At 56.8% G+C, this 18,052-nt stretch carries 9 protein-coding genes; 6 read left to right on the forward strand and 3 right to left on the reverse strand.

Annotation, left to right across the window (positions count from 1 at the left end):
* Positions 1-15 precede the first annotated feature (15 nt).
* Positions 16-1,302: an HlyC/CorC family transporter gene (locus AL479_RS03180; RefSeq protein WP_102601129.1), complete on the forward strand. Its 1,287-nt coding sequence runs from the start codon at positions 16-18 to the stop codon at positions 1,300-1,302.
* Positions 1,303-1,383: 81 nt separating this feature from the next.
* On the opposite strand, the gene grpE is transcribed toward AL479_RS03180, so the two are convergent.
* Complete coding sequence (gene grpE / locus AL479_RS03185) at positions 1,384-1,977, reverse strand: nucleotide exchange factor GrpE (RefSeq protein ID WP_061077920.1); 594 nt, start codon at positions 1,975-1,977, stop codon at positions 1,384-1,386.
* 122 nt (positions 1,978-2,099) lie between these two features.
* Between grpE and nadK the strand changes: the two genes are divergently transcribed.
* From nadK to bamE, 3 genes are all read left to right on the forward strand, one after another.
* A complete protein-coding gene (gene nadK / locus AL479_RS03195; RefSeq protein WP_042325929.1) occupies positions 2,100-2,978 on the forward strand; it encodes an NAD(+) kinase in 879 nt (292 codons plus the stop codon).
* Positions 2,979-3,063: 85 nt separating this feature from the next.
* Positions 3,064-4,725, forward strand: a complete 1,662-nt coding sequence (gene recN, locus AL479_RS03200; protein ID WP_061075019.1) for a DNA repair protein RecN — start codon at positions 3,064-3,066, stop codon at positions 4,723-4,725.
* Positions 4,726-4,874: 149 nt separating this feature from the next.
* Complete coding sequence (gene bamE / locus AL479_RS03205) at positions 4,875-5,219, forward strand: outer membrane protein assembly factor BamE (RefSeq protein ID WP_061075020.1); 345 nt, start codon at positions 4,875-4,877, stop codon at positions 5,217-5,219.
* A 54-nt stretch (positions 5,220-5,273) separates the two neighbouring features.
* Here the strand turns inward: bamE and AL479_RS03210 are convergent, their stop codons facing one another.
* A complete protein-coding gene (locus tag AL479_RS03210) occupies positions 5,274-5,564 on the reverse strand; it encodes an RnfH family protein (protein WP_061075021.1) in 291 nt (96 codons plus the stop codon).
* A complete protein-coding gene (locus AL479_RS03215) occupies positions 5,554-5,991 on the reverse strand; it encodes a type II toxin-antitoxin system RatA family toxin (RefSeq protein WP_042325936.1) in 438 nt (145 codons plus the stop codon). The genes AL479_RS03210 and AL479_RS03215 overlap by 11 nt, the downstream gene beginning before the upstream one ends.
* 169 nt (positions 5,992-6,160) lie before the next feature.
* Here AL479_RS03215 and smpB point away from each other — a divergent pair, with 169 nt between their 5' ends.
* Both smpB and AL479_RS03225 read left to right on the forward strand, forming a co-directional pair.
* A complete protein-coding gene (smpB, locus tag AL479_RS03220; RefSeq protein WP_042325938.1) occupies positions 6,161-6,643 on the forward strand; it encodes an SsrA-binding protein SmpB in 483 nt (160 codons plus the stop codon).
* 619 nt (positions 6,644-7,262) lie between these two features.
* Positions 7,263-17,990: a BapA/Bap/LapF family large adhesin gene (locus tag AL479_RS03225; RefSeq protein ID WP_061075022.1), complete on the forward strand. Its 10,728-nt coding sequence runs from the start codon at positions 7,263-7,265 to the stop codon at positions 17,988-17,990.
* The last annotated feature ends 62 nt before the right edge of the window (positions 17,991-18,052 follow it).

The following is an 18,052-nucleotide window of genomic DNA, read 5'->3' on the forward strand; positions in this document are numbered from 1 at the left end:
TAAAGGAGGCGCCCCCTGGAACACATCTCCACCACCACGCTGATCGTCACATTGATCGTCATGGTGGTCATCTCCGCCTATTTTTCCGGTTCCGAAACCGGAATGATGACTCTGAATCGCTACCGCTTACGCCACCTGGCCAAGCAGGGGAATCGTCCGGCAAAGCGCGTTGAAAAGCTGCTGCGTAAACCCGATCGCCTGATAAGCCTGGTGCTGATTGGCAATAACCTGGTCAATATTCTTGCCTCGGCGCTCGGCACCATTGTCGGTATGCGTCTGTATGGCGATGCGGGCGTTGCCATCGCCACCGGCGTGCTGACCTTCGTCGTGCTGGTGTTTGCCGAAGTTCTGCCAAAAACCATTGCGGCGCTGTACCCGGAAAAGGTGGCCTATCCCAGCAGTTTCCTGCTGGCGCCGTTACAAATTCTGATGATGCCGTTGGTCTGGCTGCTCAACACCATCACCCGATTGCTGATGCGCATGATGGGTATTAAAACCGATATCGTCATTAGCGGTTCTCTGAGTAAAGACGAGCTGCGCACCATCGTGAATGAATCCCGCGCGCAAATCTCCCGACGTAATCAGGATATGCTGCTGTCGGTGCTCGATCTGGAAAAGGTTAGCGTTGACGACATCATGGTGCCGCGCAGCGAAATTATCGGTATTGATATTAATGACGACTGGAAGTCCATCGTGCGTCAGCTGTCGCACTCGCCGCACGGGCGCATTGTGCTGTACCGCGATTCGCTTGATGACGCGATCAGCATGCTGCGCGTTCGCGAAGCCTGGCGGTTAATGTCGGAAAAGAAAGAGTTCACCAAAGAGACCATGCTGCGCGCCGCCGATGAGATTTACTTCGTCCCGGAGGGCACGCCGCTCAGCACGCAGCTCATCAAATTTCAGCGCAATAAAAAGAAAGTCGGCCTGGTCGTCAATGAATATGGCGATATTCAGGGGCTGGTCACGGTGGAAGATATTCTCGAAGAGATTGTCGGCGACTTTACCACCTCAATGTCACCTACGCTGGCTGAGGAAGTGACGCCGCAAAATGACGGTTCGGTGATCATCGATGGCAGCGCCAACGTGCGGGAAATTAACAAAGCGTTTAACTGGCATCTGCCGGAAGACGACGCGCGTACGGTAAATGGCGTGATTCTGGAAGCGCTGGAAGAGATCCCGATTGCGGGCACTCGCGTGCGCATCGGTCAATACGATATCGATATTCTCGACGTCCAGGAGAATATGATCAAGCAGGTCAAAGTGTTACCCGTTAAACCACTACGGGAAAGTGTGGCGGAATAATGAAGACGGCCCGCGGATATTCCAACGGGCCGTGGGCCGGATGAACGTCAGCGTCATCCGGCAATATAACTCGCCGAAAGATTAAGCTTTCGCTTTCGCAACGGTCACCATCGCCGCACGGATCGTACGACCGTTCAGCGTATAACCTTTCTGCATAATACCCAGCACGTTGCCCGGCGCGATGTCTTCAGACTCAACCATCGCAATCGCCTGATGCACGTTCGGATCCAGCGCAACGTTCGTCTCAGCGATCACTTCAACACCAAACTTGCGCACCACATCCAGCATCGATTTCAGGGTCAGTTCGATCCCTTCAACCATCGGCTTCATATCCGGATTGGCTTTGTCCGCCACTTCCAGCGCACGATCCAGGCTATCAATCACCGGCAGCAGTTCGTTGACGAATTTCTCCAGCGCGAATTTGTGCGCTTTCTCAACGTCCAGCTCAGTACGGCGACGCAGGTTTTCCATTTCTGCTTTTATGCGCAGCACCGCATCACGTTCACGGGTCTGAGCTTCAGTAAGCTGCGCTTCCAGATTCGCAATTTTTTCATCGCGCGGATCCACCTGCTCAGCAGAAGCGTCTGATTCAACCGCCTCAACTTCTTCGTGCTGATCCATGATAATTTCTTCCGGGGCTTGCCCCTCAGGCGTTTTCTGTTCTTTACTACTCATGAATTTCTCCGCGTTTTTTTTCGCATTCATCTCGCTAACTTCGCTTATTATGGGGATCAGATTCAGGGTTTCAAGGGAAGCACTCACATTGTCATCAATCTTCGTCACAAGGACCTCGAAAAATGAATAATCATTTCAAGTGTATCGGCATTGTGGGACACCCGCGTCACCCCACGGCACTCACGACACATGAAATGCTCTACCGTTGGTTATGCACGAAAGGGTATGAGGTCATTGTCGAGCAGCAAATCGCTCACGAGCTGCAGTTGAAGAATGTGAAAATTGGCACCCTGGCGGAGATTGGTCAGCAGGCAGACCTCGCGGTTGTCGTCGGCGGCGACGGCAACATGCTCGGCGCAGCACGCACCCTGGCGCGTTACGATATCAAAGTGATCGGTATCAACCGTGGCAATCTCGGCTTTCTGACCGACCTTGATCCCGATAATGCGCAGCAACAGCTCGCCGACGTGCTGGAAGGTCATTACGTCGCGGAAAAACGCTTTCTGCTCGAAGCACAGGTGTGCCAGAAGGACTGCCAGAAGCGTATCAGTACCGCCATTAACGAGGTGGTGCTGCATCCCGGCAAAGTCGCGCACATGATTGAGTTTGAAGTCTATATTGACGAAAGCTTTGCCTTCTCTCAGCGTTCTGATGGCCTGATCATCTCAACGCCTACCGGTTCCACCGCCTATTCCCTGTCGGCCGGCGGCCCGATTCTGACCCCATCGCTTGATGCCATCACGCTGGTGCCGATGTTCCCGCACACCCTTTCGGCGCGCCCGCTGGTCATCAACAGCAGCAGCACCATTCGGCTGCGCTTCTCGCACCGCCGTAACGATCTCGAAATCAGTTGTGACAGCCAGATCGCGCTGCCGATCCAGGAAGGGGAAGATGTACTGATCCGCCGTTGTGACTACCATCTGAATCTCATCCACCCTAAAGATTATAGCTATTTCAATACATTAAGTACCAAACTGGGCTGGTCAAAAAAATTATTCTAATTTAACGCCAACCTCTTTACTGTATAAAAAACCCGTTTATACTGTATGTAATTACAGTTATGGTTTTTCATACAGGAAAACGACTATGTTGGCACAACTGACCATCAGCAATTTTGCTATCGTTCGTGAACTTGAGATCGATTTTCAGAGCGGAATGACCGTCATCACCGGTGAAACCGGGGCGGGTAAATCTATTGCAATTGATGCGCTCGGCTTGTGCCTCGGCGGCCGTGCTGAAGCCGACATGGTCCGGGCCGGCGCCAGCCGTGCCGACCTGTGTGCCCGTTTTTCGCTGAAGGATACCCCTGCCGCCCTGCGCTGGCTGGAAGAAAACCAGCTTGAAGAAGGACGTGAGTGTTTACTTCGCCGCGTGATCAGCAGCGACGGGCGCTCCCGTGGTTTTATCAACGGGACTGCGGTTCCTCTCTCTCAGCTTCGCGAACTGGGACAACTGCTCATTCAAATTCACGGCCAGCACGCGCATCAGTTGCTGACCAAAGCCGAACACCAAAAATCCCTGCTCGATGGCTACGCGAATGAATCCGTGCGGGTGCAGGATATGGCTGCGCGTTACCAACTCTGGCACCAGAGCTGCCGTGATTTAGCACACCACCAACAGTTGAGTCAGGAACGTGCTGCCCGTGCAGAACTGCTGCAGTATCAGCTTAAAGAGCTGAATGAATTTAACCCGCTGGCGGGTGAATTTGAACAGATTGATGAAGAGTACAAACGCCTGGCCAACAGCGGTCAGCTACTCTCCACCAGCCAGAATGCGCTGTCGCTGATGGCGGACGGTGAAGACGTTAACCTACAAAGTCAGCTCTATACCGCAAAGCAACTGGTGAGTGAACTGGTCGGTATGGACGGTAAGCTCTCAGGCATTCTTGATATGCTGGAAGAGGCGACGATTCAACTGACGGAAGCCAGTGACGAATTGCGCCACTATTGCGATCGTCTGGATTTAGACCCTAATCGCCTGTTCGAACTGGAACAACGTATCTCGAAGCAAATTTCACTGGCCCGTAAACACCACGTCAGTCCGGAAGCGCTGCCACAGTATTATCAGTCGTTGCTGGAGGAACAGCAGCAGCTTGACGATCAGGCCGACTCGCTGGAAACGTTGACTCTGACCGTGAACAAACACCGCCAGCAGGCGCTGGAGGCAGCGAAAGCGCTGCATGAGCAGCGTCAGCACTATGCCCAGGAACTGAGCACCCTGATTACCGAGAGTATGCACTCACTCTCCATGCCGCACGGTCGTTTCACCATCGACGTGACGTTTGATGAGCACCATCTGAGCCAGGACGGCGCAGATCGCGTCGAGTTTAAAGTGACGACGAACCCTGGTCAGCCTATGCAGCCGATTGCCAAAGTGGCCTCCGGTGGGGAACTGTCACGTATTGCTCTCGCCATTCAGGTGATTACCGCACGTAAGATGGAAACCCCGGCGCTGATTTTCGATGAAGTCGATGTCGGCATCAGTGGTCCCACTGCCGCCGTGGTCGGGAAATTACTGCGTCAACTCGGTGAGTCAACACAAGTAATGTGCGTCACCCACCTTCCGCAGGTGGCTGGATGCGGCCATCAGCACTTTTTTGTCAGCAAAGAGACAGACGGTGAAATGACCGAAACGCACATGCAGCCGTTGGATAAACGCGCGCGGTTGCAGGAGCTGGCGCGCCTGCTGGGCGGCAGCGAAGTGACGCGCAACACCCTCGCAAATGCGAAAGAACTGCTGGCAGCGTAAACTTTTTTGCACCTTAACGGTCAGAGTAGACAACAAAAACGCCGTCGGACCCGTAAGCAAAAGGTTTTAAAGTGGTGAAAGGTCTATTATCATCGGCATATTACATATGAGCCACGTACTGCTCGGGCCCGAAAAGGAATCAAATCACTATGCGCTGTAAAACGCTGACTGCTGCCGCAGCAGTATTATTGATGTTGACCGCAGGCTGTTCCACTCTGGAGCGAGTGGTTTACCGCCCTGATATCAACCAGGGGAACTATCTGACCGCGAACGATGTAGCCAAAATTCGTGTGGGCATGACGCAACAGCAGGTTGCCTATGCTCTGGGTACGCCGATGATGTCCGATCCGTTTGGCACCAACACCTGGTTCTATGTGTTCCGTCAACAGCCGGGCCATGAAGGTGTTACGCAGCAAACGCTGACGTTGACCTTCAACAGCAGCGGCGTATTGACCAATATCGACAACAAGCCTTCGTTGACCGACAACCAGTAAGCTTGTCTTCAGATAACAAAAAAGGTGCTCCGTGAGCACCTTTTTTGTTATCTGCTATTTTTTTGCCGATTTCTCTGCCCGCTGTCTGCGCAACTCTTTCGGATCGGCAATCAGTGGACGGTAAATTTCGACCCGATCGCCATCCTGTAACTCATCCGCCAGCTTGACCGGACGGCTGTAAATACCGACTTTGTTTTTCGTCAGATCGATATCGGTACGCAGTTCCAGCAACCCCGACGCGCGGATCGCCTCTTCGACCGTTGCCCCCGGCTGCAACGTCACCCTTTGCAGGTACTGTTTCTCAGGCAGCGCATAGGCCACCTCAACGACAATCTTAGGCGACACGGTAGACCTCTTTGGCTCGAACCGTAAAAGCCTGCACCATATTGGATGCCAGCTCTTTGAAGATACGGCCAAACGCCAGCTCGATCAGCTTATTGGTAAACTCGAAATCGAGATGAAACTCAATGCGGCAAGCATCCGTACTCAACGGCGTAAATTTCCAGCCGCCAATCAGTTTTTTGAACGGACCGTCGACCAGTTGCATCAGGATACTCTGGTTACTGGTTAACTGATTTCGCGTGGTGAACGTCTTGCTGATCCCCGCCTTAGAGACATCCACCGCGGCCGTCATTTGTCCTGGCGTAGACTCAAGAACACGGCTGCCGGTGCAACCCGGTAAAAACTGGGGATAGGACTGAACATCATTCACTAACTGATACATCTGTTCCGCACTGTAAGGGACTAACGCGGTTCGACTAATCTGCGGCATAGCTATTTCCATCAACAAAAATCGAACAAATAATACCATTTATCGCAAGGTAAAAAAAACGCTATCCCACAACAGGGTACAACCTTGTTCATGCTAAGATATCCCCTTACGCCCCGAAGGATGAAATGGGGTGTTTTTCGATTCCAGATTACCTATACTGAGCGGCACTATGACGAAGAAAAAAGCACACAAACCTGGCTCAGCCACCATCGCGCTCAACAAACGCGCGCGACATGAATACTTTATCGAAGAAGAGTTCGAAGCGGGACTCGCCCTGCAAGGGTGGGAAGTGAAATCCCTGCGCGCCGGAAAAGCCAACATCGGCGACAGCTATGTGATCCTGAAAGACGGCGAAGCTTACCTGTTCGGCGCTAACTTTACGCCGATGGCGGTGGCTTCTACACACGTGGTGTGCGATCCCACTCGCACCCGTAAACTGTTGCTGAATCAGCGTGAACTTGACTCCCTGTATGGCCGCGTGAATCGTGAAGGCTACACCGTTGTCGCCCTTTCTCTGTACTGGAAGAATGCCTGGTGCAAAGTCAAAATTGGCGTAGCGAAGGGTAAAAAACAGCACGACAAACGTTCCGACCTGAAAGAACGTGAATGGCAACTGGATAAAGCGCGCATTATGAAAAATGCCGGACGCTAACGATGTTATTATGTGACCTGCCTCGCATTCGGGGCAGGTCATTATTATTTACCCCTTGAATCTCCAAAAATATATTCTCCCATTCATTATTTCTATTTCCGCTGAAACGTAAAAACTGACAAGAATATATCTTCAGCCATATTCAAATCAGGTACATAGTCCAATAATCTAATACTTCAAATAATTTTTTTTGACATTTTAAGATTCAGAAATACCAATACAATTTGTGCAAGAAATCAATTCTCTTTCGGGCCAATATTAATAAAAAAACCTTTTTAATACATTAAGATAAATCACATACACTTTCTACATCGTGCCGTTTCACTTCGTCAACCGGTGCAAAACCGTATATATTTCACCCTCACTAAACAAATCACAAATATACCTTAATTTGCAGAACGAGTGCTTTCTGACTATATCATCTAATACGAAAGTACCAGTGAATCAAAAAAACAAAGGGTTATTCAGCGCAACAGAAACCAACATCTGCACGGCCACAGCATAGAAATCACCGGCGAGAATTCATCGACATGATGAACGGGATCGCGCATCTGCACATTTTCCCCGTCCGGTGATTTTAACGAATTAATGCACAGAGCAAGCCATCAGGAGTAAACATATGCGTCTTCTCGCTGTTATATCCAAGTTGACGGGCGTTTCCACCCATGTCGAAGCCTCTGAAATCACACTAAATGCCCCTTCCATTGTGAAATTATCCGCAGAGCGTAGCGATATCAGTCAACTGGCTCGCGTGAATCAGGATCTGGTGATCACCTTTACGTCCGGTGAAAAACTGACCGTTAAAAATTTCTATGTGGCGAACGATCAGGGGGCCAGCCAACTGGTACTGGAAGACAGTCACGGTGCGCTGTGGTGGGTGGAAAACCCGGAAAGCGGCCTGCATTTTGAACACATTTCCACTATTGACGATTTGCTGGTTACCGCCGGTGAATCTCACGAAGGCGGAGCTATCTGGCCGTGGGTGCTGGGTGGCGCGGTTGCCGCCGGTGGGATCGCAGCAATAGCGTCCTCGGGCGGTGGCGGCAGCCACCATCATGATAACGACAATGGCAATCCTGGTGAGGGTTCCGGGGATGGCGGCGGAAATAACGGAGGCGGAGACAACGGCGGCGGCGATAACGGCACAAATCCTCCTGGCGGGGAAAACCCCACGCCACCGACGGCCCCTGTCATTACCGGCGCGACGGACGCCGTCTCCGCCATCACAGGTGCCATTCAGGAGAATCAGACCACCAACGACAGCCAGCCGATGATTACCGGTACCGGTGAAGCAGGATCCCTCATCACTCTCTATGACAATGGACAGGAAATTGGCACCGTCATGGTCGATGAACAGGGGAACTGGAGCTATAAACCCGACCTACCGCTTTCCGAAGGCGAACATGTGCTGACCGCGACCGCGACGGACGAGAATGGCAATACCAGCGCCATTTCCGGCGATTTCACCTTTACCGTCGATACGATTGCCCCTGATGAGGTCTCCGGGTTAACGGTTTCTGAAGATGGGCTCTGGGTATCAGGGATCGCAGAAGCGGGTTGCGTCGTCACGATTTTCGACAGCCAGCACAATGTCCTGGCCTCTGTTCAGGTCGATGACACCGGTCGGTTTACCGTTCGCCTCAATTCGGCGCAAACCGATTCCGAACAGCTGTATGCCGATATTTCTGACGCCGCGGGTAACGAAGGCGACGAAGCCACCTTCCTCGGTTCCAACTCAGGTTTTCCTGATGCCCCCACCATTACCGGCATCATTGATGATACGCAGCCCACCGCAGTGACGTTAGGCAACGGTCAGTTTACGAAGGATACCACCCCCACTCTCACGGGTACCGCGCTGCCTGGGGCAGAGGTAATCATTTATGAAAATGGTATCGCGATCGGCACGGCGAGCGCCAACGACGGCACGTGGGTATTCGAGCTGAGCGGTGTGTCTGAAGGATTGCATCACTACACCGCCACACAATCCACCGAAGATGGCGTCAGCGGAAACGCCGTGGAATTCTCGGTCACCGTGGATACCACCCCGCCGGCAGCCCCCGACGAACTGCTTATCTCGCAAAACGGAACCGTACTGACCGGCAGCACCGAGGCGGGAAGTAAAGTCACCATTGCTGACGCCAGCGGCGCCACGCTCGGCACCGTGACCGCAGACAGCGAAGGGAAATTCAGCTTCCCTCTCAATCCGCCACGGGTAAACGGTGAGGTGCTGACCGCCACCGCCACGGATAAAGCGGGGAATGACAGCTCACCTGCCAACGCAACCGCTCCTGATACCACGCCTCCGCAGGCGGCAGATAATCTGGATGTTTCTGACGATGGGACAACCGTGACCGGTACCGCCGAGCCAGGCACGACGGTGACCATTTACGGCAGCGACAACGCTCCGCTGGGATCGGAACAAGTTCAACCCGACGGCTCATTTACCGTCACACTGAACCCGCCGCAAACCAACGGAGAAATTTTAACCGCCATCGTCATGGATCCGGCGAATCTGACCAGCCCTCCGGCGACCACCCTCGCCCCGGACACCACCCCGCCGCAGCCCGCCGGAAACCTGGATGTCTCGGATGATGGCACCACTGTGACGGGGACAGCAGAACCCGGCAGCACGGTGACGATTCGCGATCCTGACGGTAACCCGATTGGCCATGGTCAAACCGACGGCGAGGGGAATTTCACCGTCACACTGGACACGCCGCAAACCAATGGTGAAACGCTTACTGCCACAGTGACCGATCCGGCGAATCAGAACAGCACGCCCGCCAACGTCACCGCACCGGATACCACAGCGCCGCAGCCACCTACGGCGGTTATTTCAGCAGACGGCACCACCCTGACCGCCACCGCCGAACCAGGCAGTACGATTACGATTAAAGACAGTGACGGCAATACGCTGGCGGAAACCGGTCCGATCCCGGAGAACGGCACGCTGGTGATCACCCTTGACCCGCCGCAGGCCAACGGTGAAACGCTGAACGTCACCGCCACGGATGCCGCGAACAATACCAGTTTGCCATACGAGGTCGTGGCTCCGGATATCACCGCACCGGAGGCCCCTGTCGTCAGTTCGATTGTTGATGATGTTGGCGCGCAGAAAGGCAATCTGGGGGACGGACAACTCACTGATGACAATCAGTTGACCTTCAGCGGAACCGGTGAACCCGGCGCAATCATCACTATTCTGGACGGAGGTACCCCGCTGGCGGGAACCGCCACCGTGGACAGCAACGGCAACTGGACGCTCACTACACCGGTACTGGGCGACGGCGACCATACCTTTACCGTCACCGCGACCGATGCGGAAAACCAGACCAGCACGCCTTCTGCATCCATCACTATTACCGTCGATACCACGCCACCCGTCATTCCGGTCGTGACCCTGACTGACAACACCGGCAGTAACGTAGGTGAACTGACGGACAACGACGTGACCGACGCAACGCAGCCTGTGTTAAGCGGAAGCGGCACCGCCGGAGACACCATTACGGTGTATGACGGAACGGCGATCATTGGTACGACAAAAGTTGCGGAAAACGGTAGCTGGAGCTTTACCCCGACACCCGCGCTGGGCGAAGGCGACCACACGCTGAGCGTCACCGCCAGCGATCCCCTGGGCAATACCAGCGATAAGTCCACCCCCATTACCATTACGGTGGATACCACTGCCCCCGATATCCCTGCGCTGACGCTGACGAATGGCGCAAATGATCCACTCACCGACGGCCAGGCGACCCAGGAAACCCAACCGGTTCTGAGCGGTACGGGAACAGATGGCGATATCATCAGCATTTACGACAATGGTGATCTGGTTACCACCGTCACGGTGACTAACGGCGCCTGGAGCTACACGTCGGATGCCCTTGATGAAGGCGACCATGTCTTTACCCTCACCAGCACCGATCCGGCGGGCAATGTCAGTGAACCTTCCGCGCCGATCGGCATTCTGGTGGATACCACCCCACCCGCCGTGCCCAACCTGACCGTCACCGATAATGTCGGCAGCCAGACCGGCATACTCGATAACGGTCAGTACACCGATGATACGCGACCGCTATTGAGCGGAAGCGGTACGCCAGGCGACACCATCACCATTACCCTCGACGGCGTCGAACAGTCGCCGTTGGTTATCGACAATTCCGGAAACTGGAGTTTCCAACCGACGGCCCCGCTATTAACGGGCGATCATATTATCCAGGTGACCGCGACCGATCCGGCCGGTAACAGCAGTACGTCGCCGGATCGCATTGTGCGTGTTGATACCCAGGCCCCCGATACGCCGACGCTGGCCGTCAACGATGACGGCGGACCGTTGAGCGACGGTGGGCAGACTAACGACACCACCCCAACCCTGAGTGGGACGGGCGATACGGGTAGTATTGTCACCATTCTGAATAACGGCGTACCAATTGGCACCGCCGAAGTCATTGATGGCGTCTGGAGTTTCACCCCGGATAGCGAACTGGTCGAAGGCAGCTACCACTTTACCGTGACGGCAAAAGATGCCGCAGGTAACACCAGTCCGCCGTCGGACGCGATTGGCATCACCATTGATACCCAGGCGCCCGACGCGCCGTTTATCACCTCTCTGGGCAGTCCGGCGGTCACCAATCAGCCCGAGCTACCCATTAGCGGTACCGGCGAACCGGGCAGCACCATCACCCTGTCGAATGGCAGCACGGTTATCGGCACTGCCGAAGTCGATCCTGAGGGAAACTGGACAATCACCCCGGATTCGCCGCTCACCGAAGGCAATTACACGTTGACGGCAACGGCCACCGATCCGGCGGGGAACGTCAGCACGCCTTCCGCCTCCATCTCGCTGAACGTCGATCTGACTAAACCGGCGGCCCCGGAAGAGGTGACCATCTCTGCCGATGGCGCAACGGTCAGCGGCACGGCGGAAACCGGCAGCACGGTGACCATCCGCGACACCGACGGCAATATCATTGGTACTGGCGTGGCGACGGACGGTACGTTCCAGGTTCAGGTCACGCCAGCGCAGACGGGCCTCAATACGCTGACTGCCACGGCGGAGGATACCGCCGGTAACAACAGCGATCCCACCAACTTCAGCGGTTCCGGCACCGGGCTTCCGGTCATTAGCGCCATCGTCGATGATACCGGTAGCGTTCAGGGCGATCTGAAGAGTGGGCAAACCACCGACGATACGCAGCCGGGGCTGCACGGTTTTTCCACACCGAACTCTGCCGTCGATATTCTGGTCGATGGCGTCGTTGTCGCGTCGAACGTTCAGGTCGACGAAAACGGCAACTGGAGCTGGAACTGGACATCCACCGACGCGCTGGACGAAGGCCAGCACACCTTCCAGGTGGTCGATAGCGCGGATGGCAGCAAAACGTCCGCCGTGGTTAACATTACCGTCGATCTCACCCCACCGACGCAACCGGCGATTGGCAGCGTGACGGATGATGTCGCCCCCGGAACGGGAACGCTGACCAGCGGACAGACGACCAACGATACCCGCCCAACCCTGAGCGGTAGCGGCACCAACGGTGAAACCATCACGATTTACGATGGCGATACGCCAATCGGTCAGGTACAGGTGGTTAACGGCGCGTGGAGTTTTACCCCCCCTACCGCCCTCGGCGAAGGCAGCCACGATCTCACCATCACCGCCACCGATGCGGCGGGAAATACCAGCGTCGCGTCGGATCCCTTTGTGGTCGTGGTGGACACCACGCCACCGGTAGCGCCAACCATTGCCAGCGCCACGGATGACAGCGAACCGCAGACGGGCGTCATCGGTAACGGCGGCAGTACCAACGATACCACGCCCGACTTTAGCGGCAGCGGTGAAGAAGGCAGTACGATTACCGTCTATGACAATGGGGTAAAAATCGGCACCGCGCAGGTCGTCAACGGTAGCTGGAGCTTCACCGCGCCGACGCTGGCCACTGGCTCACACGCCATTACCGTAACCGCCACCGATGCGATGGGTAACGTCAGCGCGCCTTCCGCCGCATACACGCTGAATGTCGACACCACCGCGCCACGGGTTCCGGTGATTCAAAGCGTCACCGATGACACCAACCCGACAACCGGTGTACTGGCGAACGGACAAAGCACTAATGATACTCAGCCAACCATCCAGGGAACGGCGGAGCCGGGCTCCACCGTTACGCTGTATGACGGCGGACTCGCCGTTGGCAGCGTTGTGGTGGGCACCGACGGAAGCTGGTCGCTCTCTCCGGATAACCCGTTAGGCAACGGATCGCACAATCTGACCGTCACGGCGACGGATGCGGCAGGCAACGAAGGCCCGTCCGCCGCGTTCTCCCTGATCGTGGATACACAGGCACCATCGGCTCCTGTCATCAGTACTGTCACCGATGATGTCGCCCCCAATAGTGGTTCGCTAAGCAACGGACAAAGCACCAACGACACACGGCCAACGCTGACCGGAACCGCCGAAGCCAACAGCACCGTCAGCATTTTTGACGGCACCACGCTGTTGGGTACCGTGCAGGCCGACGGTACAGGCGCATGGACCTTTACGCCCGCCACCGCGCTGGGCAATGGCTCACACACCTTCAACGTAACCGCCACAGACGCGGCTGGTAACGTCAGCGCTGGCGCCGCCTTTACTGTGGTCGTCGATACGGTTGCCCCTACGGCTCCCGCCATCGTCAGCGTCACCGATAACGTGACGCCAGGAACCGGCGATCTCACCAACGGGCAAAGCACGAACGATACTCGCCCGATCATTACCGGAACCGGCGAACCCGGTAGCACCATTAACGTCTACGATGGCAACGTTCTGCTTGGCACCGCCACCGTGACCGAAGGGGGAAGCTGGAGCTACCGACCGGACGGACTGTCCCAGGGGGCCCACTCTCTGAGGGTCACCGCCACCGACAGCGCGGGCAATACCGGCCCGGCATCGGCGAATTTTACGCTGACGGTTGATACCGTTTCGCCTGGCGCGCCAACGATCGGCAATGTGCAGGATGACGTTGGCCCGGTCACCGGTAGTCTGAGCAGCGGTCAAACCACCAACGATGCGCGCCCAGGTTTCACTGGTACCGGCGAACCGGGGGCCACGATCAATATCGCGGACAATGGCGTTCCCCTCGCCAGCGTGACGGTCGAGGCGAACGGGACCTGGACCTTTACCCCCGCCAACGACCTGGGCCAGGGGAATCATACGTTGACCTTCACCGCAACGGATGCCGCCGGTAACGTTGGTCCTTCTGCCAGCTTCGCCGTCACGGTAGATACCGCTGCGCCGCTGGCGCCGGTGATCACCTCAGTGGTCGATGACAGCGCGCCGCAGACCGGCAATCTGTCACCCAATCAGAGCACCAATGACACCCGCCCAACGCTTAACGGCACGGCAGAGCCAGGCACCACGCTGACCTTTACCGATAACGGCACGGTCATTGGCAGCCTCGTTGTCGGCACGGACGGCAACTGGACCTTCACGCCGACAACGGCGTTAACCAATGGCGCGCATACCCTTGCCGTGACCGCGACCGATGCCGCGGGCAACGTCGGTCCGGCCGCCAGTTTCGGCGTCACGATGGACACACTGGCGCCAAATGCGCCGGTGATCACCACCATTCTTGATGATGTCAGCAATATCATCGGTCCCGTCGGCAGCGGACAAAGCACGAATGACACCCTGCCAGAGCTGCGTGGGACCAGCGAACCGGGCGCATTCATCACTCTCTATGACGGCGCAACGTTACTCACGCCAACCCCGATTCAGGCGGATGCCAACGGCGCGTGGAGCTTTACGCCTACCACCGCACTCACGGAGGGATCGCATACCTTTACCGCCAAAGCCACCGACGCCGCGGGCAACGTCAGCGCCTCGTCGGCGACATCGACCATCGTGGTGGATACCACACCGCCAGGTGCGCCGACCAATCTGGCAGTGGTGACCAACGGCAGTCACGTCACCGGTATGGCAGAGGCCGGCAGCACGGTCACGATCACCAGCAGCAACGGTACGGTACTGGGAACCGGCGTCGCAGACGGCACCACCGGCAGTTTTAACATTCTGATTAACCCGGCGCAGGTCGGTGGAGAGACGTTGCAGGTGGTCGCCCAGGACAAAGCGGGTAATACCGGGACCTCCGGCAGCGTCATTGCGCCGTTCAGCGGCCTGCCCGGTGCGCCCGTGATCGCCACGCTGACGGACGATGTGGGCTCCATCACCGGACTGGTGGCCAACGGTCAGGCCACCAATGACGCCAGACCGCTGTTAAACGGGACGGGACAGCCGTTCTCCACCATTACGGTGTACAGCGACGGCGTCTCTATTGGTAGCGCCAGCGTGGATGCACAGGGCTACTGGTCACTGACCCCGCAGGCCAATATCGCCGACGGGACCCACGTCCTCACCGCCACCGCCACCAATACCAACGGCACCAGTACGCTGTCATCAGGCTATACCGTCACGGTGGATACGGTCACGGCCGCGCCAACCGGCGCCATCAGCAGCGACGGTGCCAGCATCAGCGGCACTGCCGAAGCGGGCAGCACCGTGACCATCACCCTCAGTACGGGCTTAACGGTGACCACGACCGCCAACAGCAGCGGCAATTACACCTATACCTTTGATCGCAAACAGACCAGTGGCGAGAACATCAGCGTCAGCGCCACAGACGCGGTCGGCAACGCCTCGGTCCCGACGCAGGTCACCGCGCCAACGTTGCCCATCTCGGCCAGCGATAACGTTGAGAATCTGGAGCTAACCTCCAGTGCCACCGTCACAACCGAGCAACTGAGCGACTATGGTTTGCTGCTGGTTGGCGCGCTGGGCAACGTGGCGAACGTATTGGGTAACGATACGGCGGCCGTTGGGTTCACTATCCAGGACGGCGGCAGCGCCAGGCTGGTGATCGATGCCAGCACCACCGGGGTCGTGCTCTCGCTGCTGAATACGCAGGAAGTGGCGATCCAGAAATATGATGCCGCGACCAACTCGTGGACCACGGTCATCGACACTGCGCAGGCACAGTTTGCCAATCTGCTGACGCTCGGCAGCAGCGGCGTCACGGTGAACGTGTCCGGGCTTGAAGGAGGAACCTACCGGGTTCTGACCTACAACACGGCGCTGCTGGCGACCGGTTCCTATACCTCACTGAACGTCAGCGTCGAAGAGACCAGCGCCGGTACCATAACCACCACCACGCCGCAGACCGGCAACGTGCTGAATAACGACAGCGCCCCGCTGGACACCGTCGTCACCACCATCACCAACGCCAATGGACAAAGCTTTACGCTGGGCGCCGGCAGTAACGTCATTCAGGGCGTCTACGGTACGCTGACGATCAATCAGGACGGCAGTTACAGCTATGCGCTGAACCCGAACAGTCCGGCCTCGGTTATTGGACGCACGGAGAGCTTCACCTACACCATCAACGGCGGCGGCAACAGCGCCTCGGCGAAGCTGGTGATTACTCTGGGCAATGACGCTCCGGCCAGCAGCGTGACCGCCGTGGATAACGTCGCCACTCTGCCCTATGACACCCATGTGGAGGCAATCAACAACGGGGCGTCCTCGCAGGGCGGCTTTACGGTCGTGAACGTCAGTCTGGGCAACGTACTGGATCTGGGCGTACTGGACAAACTGAGTAACCCGATTATTTTCGACGTTGAGCAGGGTTCAACGCGCACCATGACGCTGCAATCCTCCATTGGCGGCGTGGCGGTGGCGTCCAGTTTCGATCTGTACATCTATCGCTTCAACGATGTCACCCAACAGTTTGAACAGTGGCGAGTGGAGAAAAACTGGCTGAACGCACCGCTGCTGGGCGGTCAGTCCGGCAAACTGACGCTGAACCTGCCGGGCGGCGAATACCTGTTCCTGCTGAACCCGGCGTTTGGCATCACGGCGCTCACCGGCTACACCCTTAACGTGCTTGAGGACCATGTTTACAGCGTTGACAGCCTGACCACCACCACCCAGGGCAACGTACTGAGCGACGACATTGCGCCCGTCGGCACCCTGGTCACACAGGTGAACGGCGTGGCGATTGCTGCCACGGGCACGACAACCATTGTCGGTACTTACGGCACGTTAACCATCGATGCCAAAGGTAACTACACCTACACCCTGAAAAGCGGCGTGGGCGCGGACGGCACCAAAACACCAGACAGCTTCATCTACACGGTGAAAGCGCCAAATGGAGATACCGATACCGCCTCGCTCAATATCCAGCCGACCGCCCGTCCGCTGGATGCCGTAAACGATGTCAGCGATACCCTGCTGGCCCCGGCCGTACAGGACACCGCGAGTTATCTAGATTCCACCGTCGGGAGCGCCAGTTGGGGAGTACTCGGCAGAACCGGTAGCGGCAGCGGAACCTTTGACGTCGCGGCAGGCACCATTCTGAAAGGCGCCGCCATCGTCTTTGATGTCTCGACGCTGGTGACGCTGGGTAATCTGACCATCAACTGGTCGATACTGGAAAACGGCGTGATCGTTCGCTCCGGTACCGTGCCGGTCGCCAATATCACGCTGGGCGGCGCCACCGTGACCGTCAATCTGAGCGGACTGGAGCTGGATGGCGGCACCTACACGCTGAACTTCACCGGCAATAACACCCTGGCGGGCGCAGCGACCATTACGCCGAAAATCACCGGCACGACGGTCGATCTGGATAACTTCGAAACCTCCGGCACGCACACCGTCACCGGCAATATCTTTGACGGCAGCGACTCCGGCGGTGCGATGGATCAGTTAAATACCGTTGATACGCGCCTGACCATTACCGGCTTTAACGGCAGTACCGCCACGCTGGATCCTTACTCCAGCGCCACCACCACTATTCAGGGCCACTACGGTTCGCTGCAAATTCGCGCCGACGGTTCGTACACCTACACGCTCAACAACGGTGTGGCGCTCTCTTCGATCACGGCGAAGGAGACCTTTAACTACACGTTGAATGACACTCACGGTCATACCGATACCGCCACGCTGACGGTGGATATCGCCCCGCAGGTCACCAGTACCGCGCAAAGCGACGTGCTGGTGGGATCGGTGTATGGCGACACGCTGATCTACAACCTGCTTAACGCCAGCGATACCACGGGCGGCAACGGTACGGACACATGGAGAAACTTCTCGCTGGCGCAGGGCGACAAAATTGACATCGGCGATTTGCTGGTGGGCTGGAACGGGCAAACCGCCTCGCTGGGCAACTATCTCAACGTCAGCACCAGCGGCAGCAATACCATCATCTCTATCGACCGTGACGGGACAGGCAGCACCTTTCACTCCACGCAACTGGTGACCCTGGAGAATGTACAAACCACGCTGACGGAGCTTATCGAACAAAACCATATTGTGACCTGATACAGGCCAGCAGCACGACAACACAACGACCCCGGGCGCACGTTCGCCCGGGGCAAAAAACA

This window comes from Citrobacter amalonaticus, assembly GCF_001559075.2.
Lineage (GTDB): Bacteria > Pseudomonadota > Gammaproteobacteria > Enterobacterales > Enterobacteriaceae > Citrobacter_A > Citrobacter_A amalonaticus_F.

Excerpts from the sequence above, each read along its gene's own strand:
- grpE (WP_061077920.1), bottom strand. The coding sequence starts at position 1,977 with ATGAGTAGTAAAGAACAGAAAACGCCTGAGGGGCAAGCCCCGGAAGAA.
- nadK (WP_042325929.1), top strand. The coding sequence starts at position 2,100 with ATGAATAATCATTTCAAGTGTATCGGCATTGTGGGACACCCGCGTCAC.
- recN (WP_061075019.1), top strand. The coding sequence starts at position 3,064 with ATGTTGGCACAACTGACCATCAGCAATTTTGCTATCGTTCGTGAACTT.
- bamE (WP_061075020.1), top strand. The coding sequence starts at position 4,875 with ATGCGCTGTAAAACGCTGACTGCTGCCGCAGCAGTATTATTGATGTTG.
- AL479_RS03215 (WP_042325936.1), bottom strand. The coding sequence starts at position 5,991 with ATGCCGCAGATTAGTCGAACCGCGTTAGTCCCTTACAGTGCGGAACAG.
- smpB (WP_042325938.1), top strand. The coding sequence starts at position 6,161 with ATGACGAAGAAAAAAGCACACAAACCTGGCTCAGCCACCATCGCGCTC.
- AL479_RS03225 (WP_061075022.1), top strand. The coding sequence starts at position 7,263 with ATGCGTCTTCTCGCTGTTATATCCAAGTTGACGGGCGTTTCCACCCAT.